Genomic DNA, 20,470 nt, shown 5'->3' with positions numbered 1-20,470 from the left:
TCAGCGTGTGGCGAGCACGCGGTTCAGCAACTGCGCCAGATTCTCACCCGCCAGTCGCAGCTGCGCTTCGGCCACTGGCCGGTAACGCGTGGTGTAGTCGTCGCCGATCTTACGCGAGGCAGGGTAAACGCCAGGTTGCACGGAAATGCGGCAGCTGGCTTCGGCCCAGCTGACCGGGTCGCGCTGCGGGTTGGACTGGCGTGCCAGCTTCGGCGCCGGCAGCGCGCGCAGCACCGGCAGGTAGCCGGCATCGTCGACCTTTCGGGTATTGAGCATGCCGCTGTCCCACAGCGAGTGCAGGTTGGTACCGCGGTTGCCGAACTGCAGCTGGAAATCGTTGCCGCCCTTGTCGTGGCCGTAGCCGGCGTGCATCGGCTGATGGATGTCGCCGACCAGGTGCACGACGAACTTCAGCGCCTGCAGGCGCTCGCCATCGGTCAGGCTGCGGTCGCCGAGGATCGCGCTCTGCGCCTTCAGCGCTTCGACGATGCAGTTGCCGCTCTTGCAGTGCTTCGGCGCCTCGTAGTGGCAGCCATCTTCGGCGATGTTGACGTAGTGCCAGCCGGCCGAGCGACGGCCCAGGCCGGGGTCCTTGGCGCGCAGCTGGTCGGCCCAGGGCGCGATGCTGGCGAGGGTGGCGCCGGGTTCGGTGGCCAGCAGGCGGTCGACCTCGGTGCGTGCGGTCGGGTTGAGGCGGCTGTCGGCGACTTCGGCGACCAGGCGGTGGCCTTGCGCGCCCCAGGCATGGGCGGGTGCAGACAGGGTCAGCAGGGCCGGCGCGAGAGCGGCGGCGAGGAACAGGGAGTGCAGTGCTTTCATCCGCTCATTCTAGCCAGCGGGGGAGATGGGTGGTTGATGGAAAGCGGCGCGTTCATTGTCATCGGGGCGTGTGCGGCCGGGGCAGGCAGTGCGGGACACGCCGTAAACCCATCCATGGGGGCTCGATGGCGCCATCCATGGCGCCAACGGTCCCGCTCTGCCTGCCCCGGCCGCACACCTCCAACATGGCCGCGTTGGCGGATGCAAAGGTCAAAAGCAGAATCACAGTCAAATGCAGGATCACATCCTGCGGCGCGCGAAGCATCCGGCCGATAGCAACTGCGCCATGCGGATGCCGGCTTCTGCTTGCGCTTGCGCGCGCGCGGAAATGAGAGGGGCGGGGCGGGTGGATTGCTCAGGACCGTTCGCCGCATGGATGCGGCGATCGAGCCTACAGGGACGTATTTACGGCGTGTCCTGAGCAATTCACCTGCCTCGCCCAAACGCAGCTCTACGCTCTGCAACAAAAAAAGCCCCGGCACACACATACCGGGGCAACATGCTGCGAGGGTTTTGCCTGTAGCGGGGGAGCGGGGGCGAAGCCCCCGCCAAACAACCCCTTAGAACTTGAAGACGTAGGACGCGCCGTAGACCAGCGGATCGATGTTGACCGTGCCGATCTTCTCGCCGTCCAGCTTCACCTTACTGTCGATGTCGATCCAGCGCATGTCCACGCGCAGGGCGCCCTTCTCGCCAATCGCGAAGTCGATGCCCGCATGGGCGGCCAGGCCCCACGAATCCTGCAGCTTCAGCTTGCTGCTGGCCAGCGCGCCGGTGGTGTCTTCGCTGAAGAAGGTGGTGTAGTTCAGGCCGGCGCCCACGAACGGTGACACCTTGCCCTTGCTGTTGAAGTGGTACTGCAGGGTGACCACCGGCGGCAGCTGCTTGGTGCTGCCCACGCGGCCCAGGCCGTTGATGTTGATGTCGTGCTTGAACGGCAGCGCCGCCAGCACTTCGATGCCCAGGTTGTCGGCGATGAAGTACTCACCGGTGATGGTCGGCTTGACGTCGTTGTCGACATCGACCTTCAGGGTGCCACCGGCCAGCCAGCCGTTGTTCGACTTCGGGGCGACCTGGTGCACACCGGCGGAAATGGTCCAGTCGCCCTTGGACTGGGCCATGGCCGGGGCGGCGGCCAGCGACAGGGCGGCGGCCAGGCTGGCCACGATCAGGGGGGAGTTCTTGCGCATGGGGGTGATCTCGTTGCTGGGTGGATGTGGCCAGTCTCGGCCTCACGCCGCGCTAACGCTTTGATCCGGATCAAATCCTGTCCGGCCGCCGTCCCGGGGCCGGCCTTGGCCGGCGGTGGTCAAGGCCGGCCTGCTAGACTTGTGGGCCCTATCCACCCCGCCGCACCTGTCGCGGCTGCAGGAGCTTGAGAACATGGCAATCAAGGTTGGTATCAACGGTTTCGGTCGCATCGGGCGTAACGTCCTGCGCTCGGCGGTGCTGAACTTCGGCGACGACATCGAAATCGTGGCCATCAACGATCTGCTGGAGCCTGATTACCTGGCCTACATGCTCAAGTACGACTCCGTGCACGGTCGTTTCAAGGCCGACGTAGCCGTCGATGGCAAGGATCTGCTGGTCAACGGCAAGAAGATCCGCCTGACCCAGGAACGCGATCCGTCCAACCTGAAGTGGGACGAAGTCGGCGTCGACGTCGTGCTCGAAGCCACCGGCCTGTTCCTGGACAAGGTCAGCGCGCAGAAGCACATCGATGCCGGTGCCAAGAAGGTCATCCTGTCGGCACCGTCGAAGGACGACACGCCGATGTTCGTGTTCGGCGTGAACGACAAGACCTACGCCGGCCAGGCGATCATCTCCAACGCCTCGTGCACCACCAACTGCCTGGCGCCGCTGGCCAAGGTCATCAATGACAAGTGGGGCATCAAGCGCGGCCTGATGACCACCGTGCATGCGGCCACCGCCACCCAGAAGACCGTCGATGGCCCGTCCAACAAGGACTGGCGCGGCGGCCGTGGCATCCTGGAAAACATCATTCCGTCCTCCACCGGCGCAGCCAAGGCTGTCGGCGTGGTCATTCCGGAACTGAACAAGAAGCTGACCGGCATGAGCTTCCGCGTGCCGACCTCGGACGTGTCGGTGGTCGACCTGACCGTCGAGCTGGAAAAGGAAGCCACCTACGCCGAGATCTGCGCCGAAGTGAAGGCACAGAGCGAAGGCGCACTGAAGGGCATCCTGGGCTACACCGAAGACAAGGTGGTTGCCACCGATTTCCGCGGTGAAACCCACACCTCGGTGTTCGATGCCGACGCCGGCATCGCCCTCGACGGCACCTTCGTCAAGCTCGTGTCGTGGTACGACAACGAGTGGGGCTACTCCAACAAGTGCCTGGAAATGGCCAAGGTCGTCGCGGCCAAGTAAGGCCTGCGAAGATCGTTGCGCGAACCCCGGCCTGGCCGGGGTTCGTCGTTTAAGGGGCCCGGCCTGACGTAGCATGGGCCCGTCGACCGCCGCCATCGTGGCGCGGGATCGCATTGGAAGGCGAGGAATGGAAGCACTCTTGGTCCTGGCAGTACTGGTCCTGCTGGCGATACCGCTGCTGCTGGTGGTCGCGCTGGTGATGATTGCCGGCCTGCGCCGGCGGGTCGCCGCCCTGGAGGCCGCACAGACCGTGCAGGTCGCGCCCATCCCGGCCGGGACGGTAGGCCGTGCGCCCTCGGCAGTAGCCGAGCCGCCGCGCGCGCCTGCGGCAACACGCGAGCCCAGCAGCGAACCCTCGTTCCTGCGGCCCACGGCAACTCCGGCATCAGCGCCGGTCGCCGCCCGCGAAGAGCTGCCGCCGCCGGCCCAGCCCGCGCGCCCAATGCCGCCACCGCCGTTGCCACCGGAGCCCACAGTGCCGCCGCTGCCGGCAGAACCGGCCCTGCCGAACCTGGTCGAGCGCGCGATCGGTGCGGTCAAACACTGGTTCACCCAAGGCAACGTGCCGGTGAAGATCGGCATGCTGGTGCTGCTGGCGGGTGTCGCCGCGCTGCTCAAGTACGTCAGCGACCAGGGCTGGCTGGTGGTGCCGGTCGAACTGCGGCTGGCGGGCATCACCGTCGGTGCGCTGGGCCTGCTGGCCTTCGGCTGGCACCAGCGCGAGCGCCGGCGGATGTTCGCGCTGGCCTTGCAGGGCGGCGCCGTCGGCGTGCTGCTGCTGACGATCTTCGCTGCCTTCAAGCGTTTCGATCTGCTCGCGCCCGGTTTCGCTTTTGCCAGCTCGATCGCCCTGGTGGCGGGGCTGTGCGTGCTGGCGGTGGTGCAGAACTCGCGCACGTTGGCGGTGCTGGGCATCCTGGCGGGCTTCATGGCGCCGCTGTGGCTGTCCACCGGCAGTGGTAACCACGTCGGGCTGTTCAGCTACTACGCTGTGCTCAACGCGGGTATTTTCGCCATCGCCTGGTATCGCCCGTGGCGTGTGCTGAACCTGCTCGGTTTCGCGTTCACCTTCGGCATCGGCACGTTCTGGGGCGTGCTGCAGTACGACGCGGCCAAGTTCGCCAGCACCGAACCGTTCCTGCTGCTGTTCTTCGCCTTCTACCTGCTGATTCCGCTGTTGTATGCGCGCCGGCAGCCGGCCGGGCGGCGCGATCTGGTTGATGGCAGCCTGGTGTTCGGCACGCCGCTGATCGCCTTCTCGCTGCAGGCCGGCATGCTGCACGAACAGCCGATGACGCTGGCCCTGTGTGCGCTGGGCCTGGCCGCGATCTACGCATTGCTGGCCCGCGCGCTGATCGCACGCGCGTCGTATACGGTGCTGGCGCAGTCGCATGCGGTACTGGCCGTGGGCTTTGCGACGCTGGCGGTGCCGTTGGCATTCTCGGCGCGGGCCACCGGCGCGGTGTTCGCGCTGGAAGGTGCCGGCCTGGCGTGGCTGGGGTTGCGCCAGAAGCGCTGGTTGCCGCAGGTGACCGGTGCGCTGCTGCAGCTCGCCGCCGCATTCGCGTTCGTGGTGGGTGCCGACCATTGGCATCAGGACCAGCGTTTCCTGCTCAACCCGACCGCGATCGGCGCGCTGCTGCTGGCCGTGGCAGGCTTCGCGGCGGCGTGGAGCTATCAGCGCAGGCAGCGCCATGACATCGCCCTGGCGTATTACCTGTGGGGCCTGCTGTGGTGGTTGGGTGGTCTGGTGCATGAAATCGGCCGCTTCTTCCCGCATTCGACGCAGGCCGATGCCGTGCTGGTGCTGGCCGCCGTCACCGCTTGGTTGGCGTCGGAAGTGCAGCGCCGCATGCCGGCACGTGCGCTGGGCGTGACCGCGCTGGTGATGCTGGCAGCGGGCTTCCCGTTGGCGCTGCTGCAGAGCGACGCGCACCAGCAGCCGTTTGCCGGCTATGGCGCGCTGGCATGGGCAGTGTTCGCCGTGCTCGGCGTGCGCAGCCTGCTGTGCCTGCGTCAGGGCAGTGGTGGCGTGGCCCGTATCGCCCAGTTCCTGTGGTGGCTGTTGTGGCCGTCGCTGCTTTCGCTGCTGGCCCTGTGGGGCGGCGGCGACGCGCGCCTGGCGCAGGGCTGGACCGCGTTGCTGGTGACCCTGCCGTGGTTGCTGCTGGCGGCGCTGTCGCTGTGGCGCTGGAACGTGCTGCGCTGGCCGCTGGGTGCTGCGTTTGATCCGGTGCGCCTGCCACTGCAGAGCGTGATTTTCGCGGTGCTGGCGTTGGCCTGGTTGTTCGGCCTGACCCTGGCGGGCGACGCCACGCCGTTGCCGTGGTTGCCGCTGCTCAATCCTGCCGAACTGGCGCAGTGGGTCAGCCTGTTGCTGATCGCACGCTGGCTGTATGACGCGCAGGGACCGGCGCCGCTGCAGCGGTTGCGTGTGCCGGTGCTGGCCGTGGCCGGTTTCATCGCGTTGACCAGCACCGTGCTGCATGGCGTGCATCATTGGGGCGGGGTGGCCTGGGATCCGACAATGGCCCGCTTCAGCCTGGCCCAGACCAGCCTGACCGTGTTGTGGAGCGTGCTCGGCGTGATCGCCTGGGTGTGGGGCTCGCGTCGCGGCCAGCGTGTGCTGTGGATGGTCGGTGCCGTGTTGATGGCCGTGGTGCTGGCCAAGCTGGTGCTGATCGATCGCCAGCACCTGGGCAACCTGCTGGGAATCGCATCGTTCATCGCCTACGGCCTGCTGTGCACCGTGGTGGGTTACCTGGCGCCCGCGCCGCCGAGCGCGCCGCCAACCGTGGAGGAAAGCCAATGAGGAAGTGGAGCCGAGCCTTGCTGCCGGTGTTGTTCGGGGTGGCCGGTGCAGTTGCTGCACAGGCCACGGACTACCGCGCGCAGTACGCCGAACAATGGCCGCTGAGCCTGTCCAGCGCGCAGTCCGGTGCCTACCGCGTGGTGCTGGAGCCGGCGATTTATCGCCGTGCAGGCACAGCCGATCTGAGCGACCTGCAGGTGTTCAACGCCGCTGGCCAGGCATTGCCGTCGGCGCTGCTGGCACCGGACCAGCCGTTGGCGCAGCCGCCGGTACAGCGCGAGCTGCCGTGGTTTGCACTACCGCCGCTGGCCGAGGCCCAGCGCAACGACCTGCAGCTGCTGACCGAGCGCGATACCGACGGCCGTGTGCGCCGGGTCGAAGCTCGGCTTGGTGGTGGTGCGGTAGCGAACGGGCAGGGTGGTTGGTTGATCGATGCCAGCGTGCTCGGCCAGCAACCGTTGGCAGCGCTGGTGCTGGACTGGGCCGAAAGCAGCCAGCCACTGCAGGCGCAGGTACAGCTCGATGCCAGCGACGATCTGCAGCGCTGGCAGTCGATCGCCCGCGACGTCCCCCTGGTGGATCTGCAGCGCGCGGGCAAGCGCCTGCTGCAGCGCCGCCTGCAGGTCGACAGCAACGTGCGCTACCTGCGGATCCTGCCGCAGGGCGAGGCGCGCCTGCCGGAGCTGCGCAGCGTCCTGGCGGAACTGCCGCCAGCGCCGGCAACGGTGCCCTGGGAGTGGCTGTCGCTGACACCGACCGCGCAGGGCAAGGGGGAATTCACCTTTGAACTGGATGGCCGATTCCCGGTGACCCGCGCCGACGTGGCCAGCACCGACAACAGCCTGGTGCAGTGGACCTTGTTCAGTCGCGATGACGCTGCCGCCGAATGGCAGCGCCGCAGCGCGCCCTGGATTGCCTATCAGCTGCAGCAGGGCGCACCGGGCCAGCGCCAGCAATCGGCGGCACAGCCGTTGGGCGGCATGTACCGCGACCGCTACTGGAAGCTGGTAGCGAGCCCGGTGGAGACCACCAGCGCGCCGACCCTGCGCCTGGGCTATCAACCGGAAGTGATGGTGTTCCTCAGCCAGGGCGCGGCGCCCTACGCGCTGGCCGTGGGCAGTACCACCGCGCGCCGCGCAGAGGCACCGATCACGGTGCTGATCGAGGAACTGCGCCAGCGCAATGATCCTTCGTGGCAGCCGACGCTGGCACGCTTGGAAGGCAGCCCGGAGACGCTGGCCGGTGATGCGGCGCTGAAGCCGCAGCACGACTGGAAGGCGTGGCTGCTGTGGGCGTTGCTGGGGTTGGGGGTGCTGGTTGTCGGCGGATTGGCGTTGAGCCTGCTGAAGCAGAAGCCGTCGCCTTCGGCGTAGTTTGCAGCGAACGGCGCAGCCCCTCGTGGGTGGTCGGTTGGTCGCAGGGAGCAAAAGCCTCGCTTGGCCGGGCGGGTGGGCTGGGCAGGGGACGCCGCAAGTACGTCCCTGTAGGCTTGGCAGCCGCATCCATGCGGCTGACACCCCTGCCCAGCCCACCCGACCGGCCTCTGACAGTTTCCGTGTGCGTCCACCCACGGAAGAGAAAAAAAGAAGAGCAAGAGCAGAAGCGGGTCGCTTCGCTCGAGACCCCTTCTTCCTTCATCCGACACCAGAAACCGCCTTTGCTTTCGCCATCCGCTCCGCCTCATGAACCTGTCGAGGCCGGGGTGGTGTGGGCTCGCGGGGGCGTAAGCGCCATGGATGGCGCGCCCGAGCCTCCAGGGATGGATTCACGGCGTCCCCCGCGGGCCCACACCGCCCCGGCCCACCCACAGCACCACGAAGCGCCAGCGCTTCGGCCGTTGCTGTTGCCGTTGCCGTTGCCGTTGCCGTTGCCGTTGCTTCGAAGCCTGCCGCAGGCAGCGGCGCGGCCGCCAGCCGCACCCGATACAATGACCGTCTGCCGCAAACCGGCATCCCATCTCCAGAGCCAAAGAGTTGCCCATGTCCATCGTCCGCATGACCGACCTCGACCTCTCCGGCAAGCGCGTGCTGATCCGCCAGGATCTGAACGTGCCGATCGAGAATGGCCGCATCACCTCCGAACAGCGCATCACCGCTTCCCTGCCGACGCTCAAGCGCGCGCTGGAGCAGGGCGCGGCGGTGATGGTCACCTCGCACCTGGGCCGCCCGAAGGAAGGCGTGTGGAGCGAAGCCGATTCGCTGGCGCCGGTTGCGCAGCGCCTGTCGGTGCTGCTGGGCCGCGAAGTGCCGCTGGTGCGTGACTGGGTCGACGGCGTCGACGTGCAGCCGGGCCAGTTGGTGCTGCTGGAAAACTGCCGCATGAACGTCGGCGAGGGCAAGGACGATGAAGTCCTGTCGAAGAAGTACGCCGCCCTCTGCGATGTGTTCGTGATGGATGCGTTCGGTACCGCGCATCGTGCGCAGGCGTCCACCCATGGCGTGATCCGTTTTGCCCCGGTTGCTGCCGGTGGCCCGCTGCTGATGGCCGAGCTGGATGCGCTGGCACTGGCACTGGATGCACCGGCCAAGCCGCTGCTGGCCATCGTCGCCGGCAGCAAGGTCAGCACCAAGCTGGAACTGCTGGCCAACCTGGTCGGCAAGGTCGACCAGCTGATCGTCGGTGGCGGTATCGCCAACACCTTCATCGCGGCGGCCGGCTACAAGGTCGGCAAGTCGCTGTACGAGCCGGACCTGCTGGATACCGCGAAGAAGATCGTGGCCGACGCCAAGGCGCGCGGTGCGGACATCCCGCTGCCGGTGGACGTGGTCACCGCCAAGCAGTTCCTGCCCGACGCGGTTGCCGAAGTGAAGGCCGTCGATGCGGTGGCCGAGGATGATCTGATCCTGGACATCGGCCCGCAGACCGCCGGGCAGTACGCGCAGCTGATCCAGAAGGCCGGCACCGTGGTCTGGAACGGTCCGGTCGGCGTGTTCGAGTTCGAAGCCTTCAGCAAGGGCACCGAAGCGCTGGCCCGCGCCATCGCCAGTTCGCCGGCGTTCTCCATCGCCGGTGGTGGCGATACCCTGGCCGCGGTCGACAAGTTCGATATCGCCCAGCAGGTCAGCTACATCTCCACCGGTGGCGGCGCATTCCTGGAATTCCTGGAAGGCAAGACCCTGCCGGCCGTTGCCGCCCTGGCCGCGCGCGGCGCATGAGCGTCGACCTGCGGGTGGACGGAGAAGAGCGTGCAACGCTCTTCTTCGACATGGACGGTACGCTGATCGATTCGGAAGTGGGCATCACCACCTGCATCGCCTATGCGCTGCAGAAGATGGACCATCCGGTGCCGTCGCAGGAAACCCTGCTGGGCTGGATCGGTCCGTCGCTGCGCACCACGTTCGCGCCGCTGTTCGGCGATGCCGAACGGGTGGAGCAGGCCGTGGCCTTCTATCGCGAGCGCTTCGACGTGGAAGGCTGGCGCGAGCACACGATCTATCCGGACATCGAAGCGGTGGTGCGCGCACTGCACGAACGGGGGCACCGCTTGGCCGTGGTCACCGCCAAGAACGAGCCGCATGCCCGCCGCATCGTCGAGCATCTGCCGTTCGGTGACCTGTTCGAGGACGTGATCGGTTCCACGCCGGATGGCTCGCGCAGCAGCAAGCCGCAGCTGGTGGGCGAAGCGCTGCATCGCCTGCAGCTGGCACCGGAACGCTGTTGGATGATCGGCGACCGCCGCATGGACATCGAAGGTGCCCGTCATCACGGCCTGCGCAGCGTGGGCGTGCTGTGGGGCTTTGGTGGCGAGCAGGAGCTGACCGAGGCCGGTGCAGGGCAGCTGGCCCGTGATCCGGCGCAGCTGCTGGCATTGCTGGCCTGAAGCAGACGAGGCGCGCGCCGGGCCTTGCCCGGCGGCGTTTCCGCTGCCATCGACCGGCGTATGTCCGGAACATGTCCGTGCGATGTCCCGCAGAGTCAGGCAGCACAAGGCTGTAACCGTATACATGGGACGTGAAGGATGTGCTAATTTCCGTCCTTTAACGGGAGAGGCCCATCCATCATGTTCGAGCGTCAGCGTCGCACCAAGATCCTTGCCACCCTCGGTCCGGCTACCGATCCGCCGGGCGTGCTGGAGGATCTGTTCCGCGCCGGCGTCAACGTGGTGCGCCTCAACTTCAGCCACGGTGACCCGTCCGGCCAGGCCAAGCGTGCCGCCGATGTGCGCGCCGCCGCGCAGCGGGTGGGCGTGGAAGTAGGCATCCTGGCCGACCTGCCGGGCCCGAAGATCCGCATCGAGCGCTTCGCCGAAGGCAAGGTGCATCTCAAGGCCGGCGACCGTTTCGACCTGATCGCCAGCACCAATGCCGGCCCGGGCGATGCGACCCAGGTGGGCGTGAGCTACCTCGGCCTGCCGCAGGACGTGACCGCCGGTGACGTGCTGCTGCTCGACGATGGCCTGATGCAGCTGCAGGTGGTGGAAGTGCAGGGCGAGCGCATCATCAACACCGTGCTCAATGACGGTCCGTTGTCCGATCGCAAGGGCCTGAACAAGCAGGGCGGTGGCCTGTCGCTGGGCGCGCTGACCGAGCGCGACAAGGAGCTGATCGGCATCGTCGCCAAGATCGGCGTGGACTTCATCGCCGTGTCGTTCTGCCGCAATGCGCAGGACATGAACGATGCACGCGAGATCGCCGAATCGCACGGCTGCTACGCCGCGCTGGTATCCAAGATCGAGCGCACCGAAGCCATCGAGAACCTGGAAGAGATCGTCGACGCCAGTGACGTGGTGATGGTGGCGCGTGGTGACCTGGGCGTGGAAATCGGCGATGCCGAGCTGCCGGGCCTGCAGAAGAAGATCATCAAGGCCTCGCTGGCGCAGAACAAGGTGGTGATCACCGCCACGCAGATGCTGCAGTCGATGGTCGAAAGCCCGATCCCGACCCGCGCCGAAGTGCTGGACGTGGCCAACTCGGTCATCGACGGCACCGATGCGGTGATGCTGTCGGCCGAAACCGCCGCTGGTGCGTATCCGGTCAAGGCGGTCGAAGCGATGGCGCGCATCTGCCTGGGCGCCGAGCGCCAGTTCCAGACCGAGACCGACTTCGGCGCCTCGCCGCGCAACCTGGAACGTGCCGACCAGGCCATTGCCATGGCCACCATGTTCCTGTCCCAGCACGTGGGCGTGCGCGCGATCGTGGCGATGACCGAATCCGGTGGCACCGCCCGCTACCTGTCGCGTTTCCGTGCCTCGGCACCGGTGTTCGCGGTTACCCGCCACGACGGCGCCCGCCGGCAGATGGCGCTGATGCGCGATGTGTTCCCGATCAACTTCGACAGCCGTGGCTTCACCCCGCGCGAAGCCGCACGCGGCAGCATCCGCCTGCTGGTGGAAGGCGGCATGCTGCAGGCCGGCGACCGCGTGGTGTTCACCAGCGGTGAGCACATGGAAACCCACGGCGCGACCAATACCCTGCGCCTGCTGGAAGTGGGCGACGACGGCCGCGCCAGCGGTCTCGGCGACCTGTAAGAGCTGATCACACCGGGTCGGAGCCGCTGTGCGGATCCGACCCCGGGGTCAGATCCCCGGAGGGGCTCCGACCCCATGCCGTGCAGGACATTTCCTGTCCTGTACGGAAGTGGAATCGTTTCCACCCTGGCCTCCACGTCGAGGTAACGGGGCGTCGGGGCTATACTTACGTTTTTCCCGCACCCGCCACAGGAAGTACATGAGCATCGAACAGCTGGCTGAAACCGCCCAGGCCATGGTTGCCCCGGGCAAGGGCATCATCGCGATCGACGAATCCACCGGTACCATCGCCAAGCGCTTTGCCAGCGTCGGCATCGAGAACACCGAAGAGAACCGTCGCGCCTACCGCGAACTGCTGCTGACCACGCCGAAGCTCAACGAGCACATTTCCGGCGCGATCCTGTACGACGAGACCATCCGTCAGTCGACCAAGGACGGCGTGCCGTTCGCCAAGTACATGGCCGACCACGGCATGATCCCGGGCATCAAGGTGGACAAGGGTGCGCACCCGCTGGCCGGTTGCCCGGGCGAGCTGGTCACCGAAGGCCTGGACGGCCTGCGTGAGCGCCTGCAGGAGTACTACAAGCTGGGCGCGCGCTTCGCCAAGTGGCGTGCGGTCATCAACATCGGCGAGAGCATTCCGTCGGGCACCTGCATCGAGTCCAACGCGCATGCGCTGGCCCGCTATGCCGCGCTGTGCCAGGAATGCGGCCTGGTGCCGATGGTCGAGCCGGAAGTGATCATGGACGGCGAGCACGACATCGAGACCTGCTACGAAGTCACCGAAGCCACCCTGCGCTCGCTGTTCGACGCGCTGTACCAGCAGAACGTGCTGCTGGAAGGCACCATCCTGAAGGCCTCGATGGTCATCTCCGGCAAGGGCTGCGACGAGCAGGCCGACGTCGAGGAAGTGGCCGAGTCGACCGTGATGTGCCTGAAGAGCACCGTGCCGGCGATCCTGCCGGGCGTGGTGTTCCTGTCCGGCGGCCAGGGCGATGAGCAGTCCACCGCCCACCTCAATGCCATGAACCAGATGGGTCACCTGCCGTGGCCGCTGAGCTTCTCCTATGGCCGTGCCATGCAGCAGGCGGCACTGAAGCTGTGGGCCAAGGACATGAAGGGCAACTACGCCGCCGCGCAGAAGACCGTCTACGAGCGCGCCAAGGAAAACGGCCAGGCCGCCCTGGGCAAGTGGAACGGCTGATCCGTCGTTTCGCAGCATGAACTGAACAAGGCAGCGCCGGCATCACGCCGGCGTTTGCTTTTGCCGGTATCGTTGCCGCCTCCCGCACGCCAGGCCAGTGCGTGGGGGCATACATGGAAGGCCAAGGAGAAAAAACATGCGTATTACCGCAATCACGCTGGCCGTTGCCACGGTGCTGGCTGTCGGCGGCTGCAACCGGATGGGTGGCAGCCCGGACGTGGGCAAGGCCCCCTCGCTGGAGTTCGACAAGCCGGTATCCGGCGAAATCACCTCGCGCAGCGGCGTCAATTTCAATGATGGCAGCCACCATCAGCTGTACCAGCTGAAGCTGGACGACAAGCAACTGGTCGGCATCAAGTTGACCGGCGCGCTGCGCGGCTCGATCGCCGTGTTCAACAACGGCGTGCTGGTGGCCAGCAGCAGTTCGGGCTACGAGCGCGGCGACGACGTCTCGCTGGCATTCCGCGCCAATGGCACCGGCAGCTACCAGGTGGCCATCAATGCCGACGGCCCCTCCGCCTTCGGCCCGTACCGCCTGCGCGCCGAGAAGCTGGTGCCGTATGACGGCAAGCCGATGGTGGCCGAAGGCGAGATCGTCGACCTGCTGGTCTCCAAGTCGCAGGATTACACCCTGCAGGTGGACAAGGCGGGCATGTACGAGATCCGCCTGGAATCGGATGCGTTCGATACCGTGCTGAAGCTGGACGGCAACGGCGCTCAGTCGGAAAACGACGACGGCGGCGACGGCACCAATTCGCGCATCGGCATGCCGCTGGAACCGGGCAAGTACACCCTGCGCGTGCGCAGCCTGGGCGAAGACGGTACCGGCGCCTTCAAGCTGACTGCCAAGCGCACCGAGCTGCCGGCCAACATGGTCATGCGTGATGGCACCACCCTGCCGAACTCCGGCAGCGTGTTCGCCATGCTTGATGGCGAAGGGCGCCGCCGCTTCCTGCTGAGCCTGCCGCGTCCGGCCGATGTGCGCCTGGATGCGATTTCCAGCCAGGTGGATACGGTGCTGCGCGTGGTCGGTTCGAACGTGGAGCTGGTGGACGACGATGGTGGCAATGGCACCAACGCACGCCTGGAAGAATCGCTGCCGGCCGGCCACTACACCGTGGACGTAACCAGCCTGAGCGACGAAGCGGGCATGGTGGAAGTGCGTGTGCAGGTCGACGGCGCCGCTTCGGCCGCGGCATCGGCGGCTGCTACGGCGGCGGCCGACGCTGCCGCCGAAGTAACGAACTGACGCTGTCGCGACGGATGTAAACGAAAAGGCCGGGCAATGCCCGGCCTTTTTTTCTTCCACGCCCCGCATTGTTTCAATGCGCCGGCACGAATCCGGTATCGCCCAGTGGGGGCAGCAGCGACCCGCGCCCGCTGTCGGCGACCTGGCCTGCGGCCGACAGCGCCTGCTGGTAGGCCTTGGCGGTCGCCGTGTTGAATGCCACCAGCACGATCCGCATCGGCTGGGCGTGGCTGCGCTGCCAGGCCAGTGTTTCGGTCACCGCGATCTGCGCCGCCTGGTACAGCGGATAGCCATACACCCCGCAGCTGATGGCCGGGAACGCGATCGACTGCAGGTTCAGCGATTCGGCCAGCTGCAGCGACTTCCAGTAGCAGTTGGCCAGCAGTGCCGGTTCGTCGCGCTGGCCGTCGTGCCAGACCGGGCCGACGGTATGCAGTACGTGCCGTGCCGGAAGTGCATGGGCATCCGTTGCGCGCACCTCACCGGTCGGGCAGCGCACGCCGGGGCGCAGCTCCGGCAGACGCTCGCACTCGGCCAGCAGGCCGGGGCCAGCCGCACGATGGATCGCGCCGTCGACACCGCCGCCACCGAGCAGTGATTCATTGGCCGCGTTGACGATCGCATCCACCGCCAGGGCCGTGATGTCGCCCTGTCACACTTCGATCTTCATGCGTCCGTCTCCTGCCTGTAGTTGTTGCGCGCCGTGCCCACGCTGGCTGCACCCGCATCTTGCGGGACAGGGCATCGATGCTGCGTCATGACCGTCTCACGCACTGCGATCCGCGCTGTTCATGCACGATGGCCGGCAGCGCCTTCACGCAGGCTGAAGCGAGCGCCGCACGCAGGCGAAACGAAAGTTCCTGAAATGGATTGCTTCTGATTTGCGGGGGAAAACGGTCCGCTTGCAACGGCAATGCCCAGTCAGGATTGCCCAAATGGAAACGCCCACCGCGAGGGTGGGCGTCATCCTGCTGTCATCGACAACGCGGCGATCAGGGCAGACCGGCCAGCCAGTCGTCGTCGGAACCTTCATTGACGTCGGCGAACAGCGGCGTGGAGAAGTAGCGTTCACCGGTGTCCGGCAACATCGCCAGGATCACCGCGCCCGGTTCCGCGCGATGTGCCACGTCCAGTGCGCTGGCCACGGTGGCACCGGCGGAGATGCCGACGAAGATGCCTTCCTCTGCGGCCAGCTGGCGGGCAGTGGCGATCGCGCGATCATCTTCCACCGTCACCAGTTCGTCCACCACATTGCGGTTGAGCACATCGGGCACGAAGTCCGGGGTCCAGCCCTGGATCTTGTGCGGCTTCCAGTCATCGCCCTTCAGCAAGGCGGCGCCTGCCGGTTCGGTGGCGATGATGCGGGTGTCGGGGCGGGCGACCTTCAGCACTTCACCGACACCGGTCAGGGTGCCGCCGGTGCCCCAGCCGCTGACGAAGTAGTCCAGACGCTTGCCGGCGAAATCACGCAGGATCTCCGCGGCGGTGGTGTTGCGGTGGTAGGCCGGGTTGGCCGGGTTGGCGAACTGGCTGGCCAGGAACCAGCCGTGCTCCTCGGCCAGTTCGCGCGCCCTGCGCACCATGCCGCTGCCGCGCTCGGCGGCCGGGGTCAGGATGACCTTCGCGCCGTAGGCGCGCATCAGCTTGCGGCGTTCCACCGAGAAGGTCTCGACCATCGTCGCCACGAACTTGTAGCCGCGTGCGGCGGCCACCATCGCCAAGGCGACGCCGGTGTTGCCCGAGGTGGCTTCGACGATGGTGTCGCCCGGCTTGAGCAGGCCACGCTGTTCGGCATCGAGGATGATCGCCAGCGCCAGGCGATCCTTCACCGAGCCGCCGGGATTGAAGGATTCAACCTTGGCGTACACGGTCACGCCCTGCGGCGCCAGGCGCTGCAGCTTGACGATGGGGGTGTTGCCGATGGTGTCGAGGATGGAGTCGTACAGGGCCATGGGAGCGCTCCAGGAACAGGCCGCGCCGGGCTCGGCGGGCATAAGGGAAGAAGGCTGGCTGTTCAGGCCAGCGGCTGCCGGCTGACCGTAGCGCCGGCATATGACGCCCGGAAATGACCAGATACCTTTCTTAAACAACCTTTGGTTATAAGCTGGTGACGGCAATTGACCCTAGAGTGGACCTCCGCCCCCACATCGCCCGCCTGCCATGACGCTGACCCAGCTGCGCTACCTGGTTGCCATCGCCGACGCCGAGCTGAACATCACGCTCGCCGCCTCGCGGGTGCATGCCACCCAGCCCGGCCTGTCCAAGCAGCTCAAGCAGCTGGAGGACGAACTGGGCTTCCTGCTGTTCGTGCGCAAGGGACGCAGCCTGGAGTCGGTCACCCCGGCCGGCACCGAAGTGATCAGCCGCGCCCGCGCCGTGCTGTCCGAAGCCAACAACATCCGCACCTACGCGGCCAACCAGCGCCGCGAGAGCCAGGGTCAGCTGATCCTGACCACCACCCACACCCAGGCGCGCTTCGTGCTGCCGCCAGCCGTGGCGCGCATCAAGCAGGCCTATCCGCAGGTCAGCGTGCACCTGCAGCAGGCCGGTGAGGCCGATGCGCTGGACCGGCTGAACCAGGGCGATGCTGATATCGCGATCATCAGTACTGCCGGCAGCGAACCCAGCGACGGCATCGCGGTGCCGCTGTTCCGCTGGCGACGGCTGGTGGTGGTGCCCAAGGGCCATCCGCTGGACCGCGCCGGCCGCGTACCGGACCTGGCAGCATTGGCCCGCCAGCCGCTGATCAGCTATGAATCCTCGACCCGACCCAACTCCTCCCTGCAGCGCGCCTTTGCCGCGCAGAACCTGGTACCCGATCTGGCGCTGACCGCGCTGGACGCCGACCTGATCAAGACCTATGTGCGCACAGGTCTGGGGGTGGGGCTGCTGGCCGAGATGGCGATCAGCGCCAACGACGAGGACCTGCGGGTGTGGCCGGCACCGGCGCCGATCACCGAGTGCATCGCCTGGGCGGTGCTGCCACGCGACCGGGTGCTGCGCGATTACGCGCTGGAGCTGGTGCATGTGCTGGCCCCGCAGATCGATCCACGCGATCTGCGGCGGGTGCTGGACGGCAACCAGGCCGCGTCCTGGCCGGTGCCGCCGACCTGGGAATCGCTGACCCAGACGATCACAGTCTGAGGAGTGGTTGAGCAGGGCTGCGCCCTGCACCCGCTACCAGCCGGAGCAGGAGCAACAGCAACAGCAACAGCGTGCATTCCTTGGGGTGGCGGGGCGGTGTGGGCATGCAGGACACGCCGTAAACCCATCCCTGGGGGCTCGATGGCGCCATCCATGGCGCCAACGGTCCTGCCTGCCCACACCGCCCCGCCGCTGACAGATTCCGGCGGCTGTTGGTAGGCGTCGACCTTGGTCGACACGGTAGATCCACGCCATGCGTGGATGCTTTTCGATCAATTGCCGAAATATTCGATTTCGATAGAGATTCATCCACGCATGGCGTGGATCTACAGATCGCGGAAATCTGTCGAAGGCGGGGCGGTGTCGGATTGCGGGGTGTCCGCGGCATGGATGCCGCGGCCAAGCCCCCAAGGATGGGTTTACGGCGTCCCCGCAATCCGACACCGCCCTGCCATCCCACGGAATGCCAGCTTCTGCTGTTGCTGTTGCTCCTGCTCCGGCTGGTAGCGGGTGCAGGGCGCAGCCCTGCCGATACCCCCTCCTGCGACGGTTCGTCGCACGGCGCCCCCGGGGGGCACCTCTACACTAGCGCGGTGATCCGTACCGTCCAGCTGCATCGAACCCTGCTCCAGCTTGCCTTCATGGCGACGCTGCTGATGGTGCTCGCGCCGCTGGTCAGCCGCGCGCTTCAGGCGCAGCCGATGGATCATGCGGGCATGGCAGGCATGGACCACACGGCCATGGGCCACGACATGCACGACATGGCCATGGCCGGTCACGCGCACCACGATGCAGATCCGGCTGTGCCCCGCCCGCCCGCCGATCCGCACGCCATGCATGGCGAGGCCTGCGAGTACTGCGTGCTGGCCATGCGCCTGCTGCCGTGGCTGGCAGTGCTGGTGCTGCTGCTGCCACTGCTGTGGCGGCCGAAGCTGGTGTTCCCATGGTCACAGCTGCGACTGCCGCTGCTGCATTGGCCGGCACACGCCGCGCGTGGCCCGCCGCCGATCTCCACCGTCCGCTGATTTCCCTATCGAATCCGTCGCACGATGCCTGCAAGGGCGTCGTGCGCGCGTGCGTACCTTGGAGCTGTTCCCATGAAAATGACTTTCCCCGACGCGGGCGCCCGTGCGCGCCTGCCGCTTGCCCTTGGCGTTGCCTTGGCCGCGCCCTTCGCCCATGCCGCGCCCGCTGAAGATGCGCGGACGCTGGATACGCTGGTGGTCACCGCCGCTGCACCGTCCTCACCCTTGCACTGGGTGACCGATCCGCGCCTGCCGCGACAGCCGGTGCCGGCCAGCGATGGCGCCGATTACCTGAAGACCGTTCCCGGCTTTTCCGCCATCCGCAACGGCGGCACCAACGGCGACCCGGTGCTGCGTGGCATGTTCGGTTCGCGCCTGAATATCCTCAGCAACGATGGCAATCTGATTGGTGCGTGTCCCTCGCGCATGGACAACCCGTTGTCCTACATCTCGCCGGAGAGCTTTGACCGGCTGACCATCATCAAGGGCCCGCAGAGCGTGCGCTGGGGCGCGGGTGCGTCTGCGGGCACCGTGCGTTTTGAGCGTGATACCCCGCGTTTCGACGAGCCCGGGCTGCGTGCCGATGCCAGCACGCTGGTTGGTTCGCGCAACCGCAACGACCAGGTGCTGGACCTCACCCTGGGCAATCCGACGGGCTATGTGCGTGCCAGCGGCAATCGCTCCGAAGCCGATGACTACAAGGACGGCAACGGTGATGTGGTTCCGTCGAAATGGCGCAAGTGGAATGGCGACGTAGCCGTTGGCTGGACGCCTGATGCCGATACCCTGCTCGAAGTATCCGCCGGTGCCGGCGATGCGATCGCGCGCTACGCCGGGCGCGGCATGGACGGTGCCGCGTTCGAGCGCACCAGCTACGCCGCGCGCTTCGAGAAGCGCAACCTGCCCGGGGCGTGGGACACGCTGCAGGCCAACGTGTACTACAACGAAGCCGACCACGTGATGGACAACTACACGCTGCGCGAGCCGAACCCGCACAGCATGATGCCGATGCCGATGGCGTCGAACGTGGATCGCCGCACGCAGGGTGGGCGCATCAGCTCCGAATGGCGCTGGCAGGACGTGCAGCTGGTGGCCGGCGTCGACGGCGAGGACAGCCGACATCGCGGCCGCATGGGCATGGGCCGCGGCACCTACAGACAGGCGGACTGGAACACCGACGCCAACTTCCGCCGCTACGGTGCGTTCACCGAATTGACCCTCGGCGCCGGCACCGACCAGCGCTGGATCGGCGGCCTGCGCGTCGATCGTGCCAGCGTGCGCGATGAGCGCGCCGACATCGGCGGCATGATGATGGCCATGCCCAATCCCACCGCCGGCCAGCGCCGCAGGGACTGGCTGGGCAGTGGCTTCCTGCGCTACGAACAGGATCTCGCCGATGGCCTGACCTGGTATGCCGGCCTTGGTCACAGCCAGCGCATGCCCGACTACTGGGAACTGTTCTCGCCCGATCATGGCCCGGCAGGTGTGGTCAACGCGTTCGCTGGCATCCAGCCCGAACGCACCACCCAGCTCGACGTCGGCCTGCAATACAAAGGCCCGCGCGTGCAGGCCTGGGTCTCCGCCTATGCGGGGCAGATCCAGGACTACATCCTGTTCACCTATCGCGGCAGCGGCATGATGGGCATGAGCCAGGCCGACAACGTGCAGGCGCGCATCGCCGGTGCCGAGGCCGGTGTGCAGCTGCAGCTCGACGCGCAGTGGAAGCTGGGTGGCACCCTGGCCTATGCCTGGGGCGAGAACCGCGACCAGCATCGCCCGTTGCCGCAGATGCCGCCGCTGGAAGCGCGCCTGAGCGCTGACTGGGAAGGCCAGCGCTGGAGTGCCGGTGCGTTGGTGCGCGCGGTCACCCATCAGCACCGGGTCGCGGACGGGCAGGGCAACGTGGTGGCGCAGGACCTCGGGCCGAGCAGTGGCTTCGCCACGCTGGCGCTCAATGCGGCCTATCGTTTCAGTTCGCAGCTGCAGCTCAGCGCCGGTGTCGACAATCTGTTCGACCGCGCCTACAGCGAGCATCTGAATCTGGCCGGCAGCGCCGATTTCGGCTTCCCGGCCGATCCGGTACGCATCAACGAGCCCGGCCGCAGCCTGTGGATGAAGGTGAACTACCGATACTGATCCGCTGGGCATGGCCCGGCGCTACCCATGCGCCGGGCAAAGAAGGCCTGCGTCCAAAGAAAACGGGGTCGGATCCCCGCCAGGTTCCGACCCCGCCCGGCGCCCTCGGCCGGGCCTCCCGACTCTACGACGGCGTCGCCGCTCATGGCGCGCCGGGATACATCCCGACATACACCGACACCGTGCTGCGGACCCCTGCATGGAATGGGCGCGCAGCGCTATCGCA

General features: G+C 67.0%; 15 protein-coding genes. 11 read left to right on the top strand and 4 right to left on the bottom strand.

Annotated elements, in window-relative coordinates:
- Positions 1-819 (bottom strand): S1/P1 nuclease, encoded by an 819-nt coding sequence (locus tag CR156_RS15135; protein WP_089236636.1) that lies wholly within the window; start codon positions 817-819, stop codon positions 1-3.
- Positions 820-1,379: 560 nt separating this feature from the next.
- Positions 1,380-2,009, bottom strand: a complete 630-nt coding sequence (locus CR156_RS15125; protein ID WP_100553427.1) for an OmpW/AlkL family protein — start codon at positions 2,007-2,009, stop codon at positions 1,380-1,382.
- 193 nt (positions 2,010-2,202) lie between these two features.
- Here CR156_RS15125 and gap point away from each other — a divergent pair, with 193 nt between their 5' ends.
- From gap to CR156_RS15085, 8 genes are all read left to right on the top strand, one after another.
- A complete protein-coding gene (gene gap / locus CR156_RS15120) occupies positions 2,203-3,207 on the top strand; it encodes a type I glyceraldehyde-3-phosphate dehydrogenase (RefSeq protein WP_025874252.1) in 1,005 nt (334 codons plus the stop codon).
- A gap of 127 nt (positions 3,208-3,334) precedes the next feature.
- The gene (locus tag CR156_RS15115) at positions 3,335-6,019 is read left to right on the top strand and encodes a DUF2339 domain-containing protein (protein WP_100553426.1); all 2,685 of its coding nucleotides are present in this window, start codon (positions 3,335-3,337) and stop codon (positions 6,017-6,019) included.
- Positions 6,016-7,392 (top strand): DUF3999 domain-containing protein, encoded by a 1,377-nt coding sequence (locus CR156_RS15110; protein WP_100553425.1) that lies wholly within the window; start codon positions 6,016-6,018, stop codon positions 7,390-7,392. The genes CR156_RS15115 and CR156_RS15110 overlap by 4 nt, the downstream gene beginning before the upstream one ends.
- A gap of 606 nt (positions 7,393-7,998) precedes the next feature.
- Positions 7,999-9,174: a phosphoglycerate kinase gene (locus CR156_RS15105; protein ID WP_100553424.1), complete on the top strand. Its 1,176-nt coding sequence runs from the start codon at positions 7,999-8,001 to the stop codon at positions 9,172-9,174.
- Positions 9,171-9,839 (top strand): HAD hydrolase-like protein, encoded by a 669-nt coding sequence (locus tag CR156_RS15100; RefSeq protein ID WP_100553423.1) that lies wholly within the window; start codon positions 9,171-9,173, stop codon positions 9,837-9,839. The genes CR156_RS15105 and CR156_RS15100 overlap by 4 nt, the downstream gene beginning before the upstream one ends.
- A 180-nt stretch (positions 9,840-10,019) precedes the next feature.
- Positions 10,020-11,486 carry a pyruvate kinase gene (gene pyk, locus CR156_RS15095; protein WP_089236630.1) on the top strand — a complete coding sequence of 489 codons (1,467 nt, stop codon included), beginning with the start codon at positions 10,020-10,022 and terminating at the stop codon, positions 11,484-11,486.
- Between the two features lie 199 nt (positions 11,487-11,685).
- Complete coding sequence (locus CR156_RS15090; RefSeq protein ID WP_100553422.1) at positions 11,686-12,690, top strand: class I fructose-bisphosphate aldolase; 1,005 nt, start codon at positions 11,686-11,688, stop codon at positions 12,688-12,690.
- A gap of 136 nt (positions 12,691-12,826) precedes the next feature.
- Complete coding sequence (locus CR156_RS15085) at positions 12,827-13,939, top strand: copper resistance CopC family protein (RefSeq protein ID WP_089236628.1); 1,113 nt, start codon at positions 12,827-12,829, stop codon at positions 13,937-13,939.
- 73 nt (positions 13,940-14,012) lie between these two features.
- Here CR156_RS15085 and CR156_RS15080 read toward each other — a convergent pair whose 3' ends face one another.
- Positions 14,013-14,582 (bottom strand): O-acetyl-ADP-ribose deacetylase, encoded by a 570-nt coding sequence (locus tag CR156_RS15080; protein ID WP_243381996.1) that lies wholly within the window; start codon positions 14,580-14,582, stop codon positions 14,013-14,015.
- A gap of 349 nt (positions 14,583-14,931) precedes the next feature.
- Positions 14,932-15,891: a cysteine synthase A gene (gene cysK, locus CR156_RS15075; RefSeq protein ID WP_100553421.1), complete on the bottom strand. Its 960-nt coding sequence runs from the start codon at positions 15,889-15,891 to the stop codon at positions 14,932-14,934.
- 208 nt (positions 15,892-16,099) lie between these two features.
- Here cysK and CR156_RS15070 point away from each other — a divergent pair, with 208 nt between their 5' ends.
- The 3 genes from CR156_RS15070 to CR156_RS15055 all read left to right on the top strand — a co-directional run bounded on the left by CR156_RS15070 (position 16,100) and on the right by CR156_RS15055 (position 20,244).
- Positions 16,100-17,083: a LysR family transcriptional regulator gene (locus tag CR156_RS15070; RefSeq protein ID WP_100553420.1), complete on the top strand. Its 984-nt coding sequence runs from the start codon at positions 16,100-16,102 to the stop codon at positions 17,081-17,083.
- A 641-nt stretch (positions 17,084-17,724) separates the two neighbouring features.
- The gene (locus tag CR156_RS15060) at positions 17,725-18,108 is read left to right on the top strand and encodes a DUF2946 family protein (RefSeq protein WP_100554192.1); all 384 of its coding nucleotides are present in this window, start codon (positions 17,725-17,727) and stop codon (positions 18,106-18,108) included.
- 72 nt (positions 18,109-18,180) lie between these two features.
- On the top strand, positions 18,181-20,244 hold the full coding sequence (locus tag CR156_RS15055) for a TonB-dependent copper receptor (protein WP_100553418.1): 2,064 nt from the start codon (positions 18,181-18,183) through the stop codon (positions 20,242-20,244).
- Positions 20,245-20,470 lie beyond the last annotated feature (226 nt).

This window comes from Stenotrophomonas lactitubi (assembly GCF_002803515.1).
In the GTDB taxonomy this organism is placed as follows: domain Bacteria; phylum Pseudomonadota; class Gammaproteobacteria; order Xanthomonadales; family Xanthomonadaceae; genus Stenotrophomonas; species Stenotrophomonas lactitubi.
This window is presented reverse-complemented; position numbering and strand designations above follow the sequence as displayed.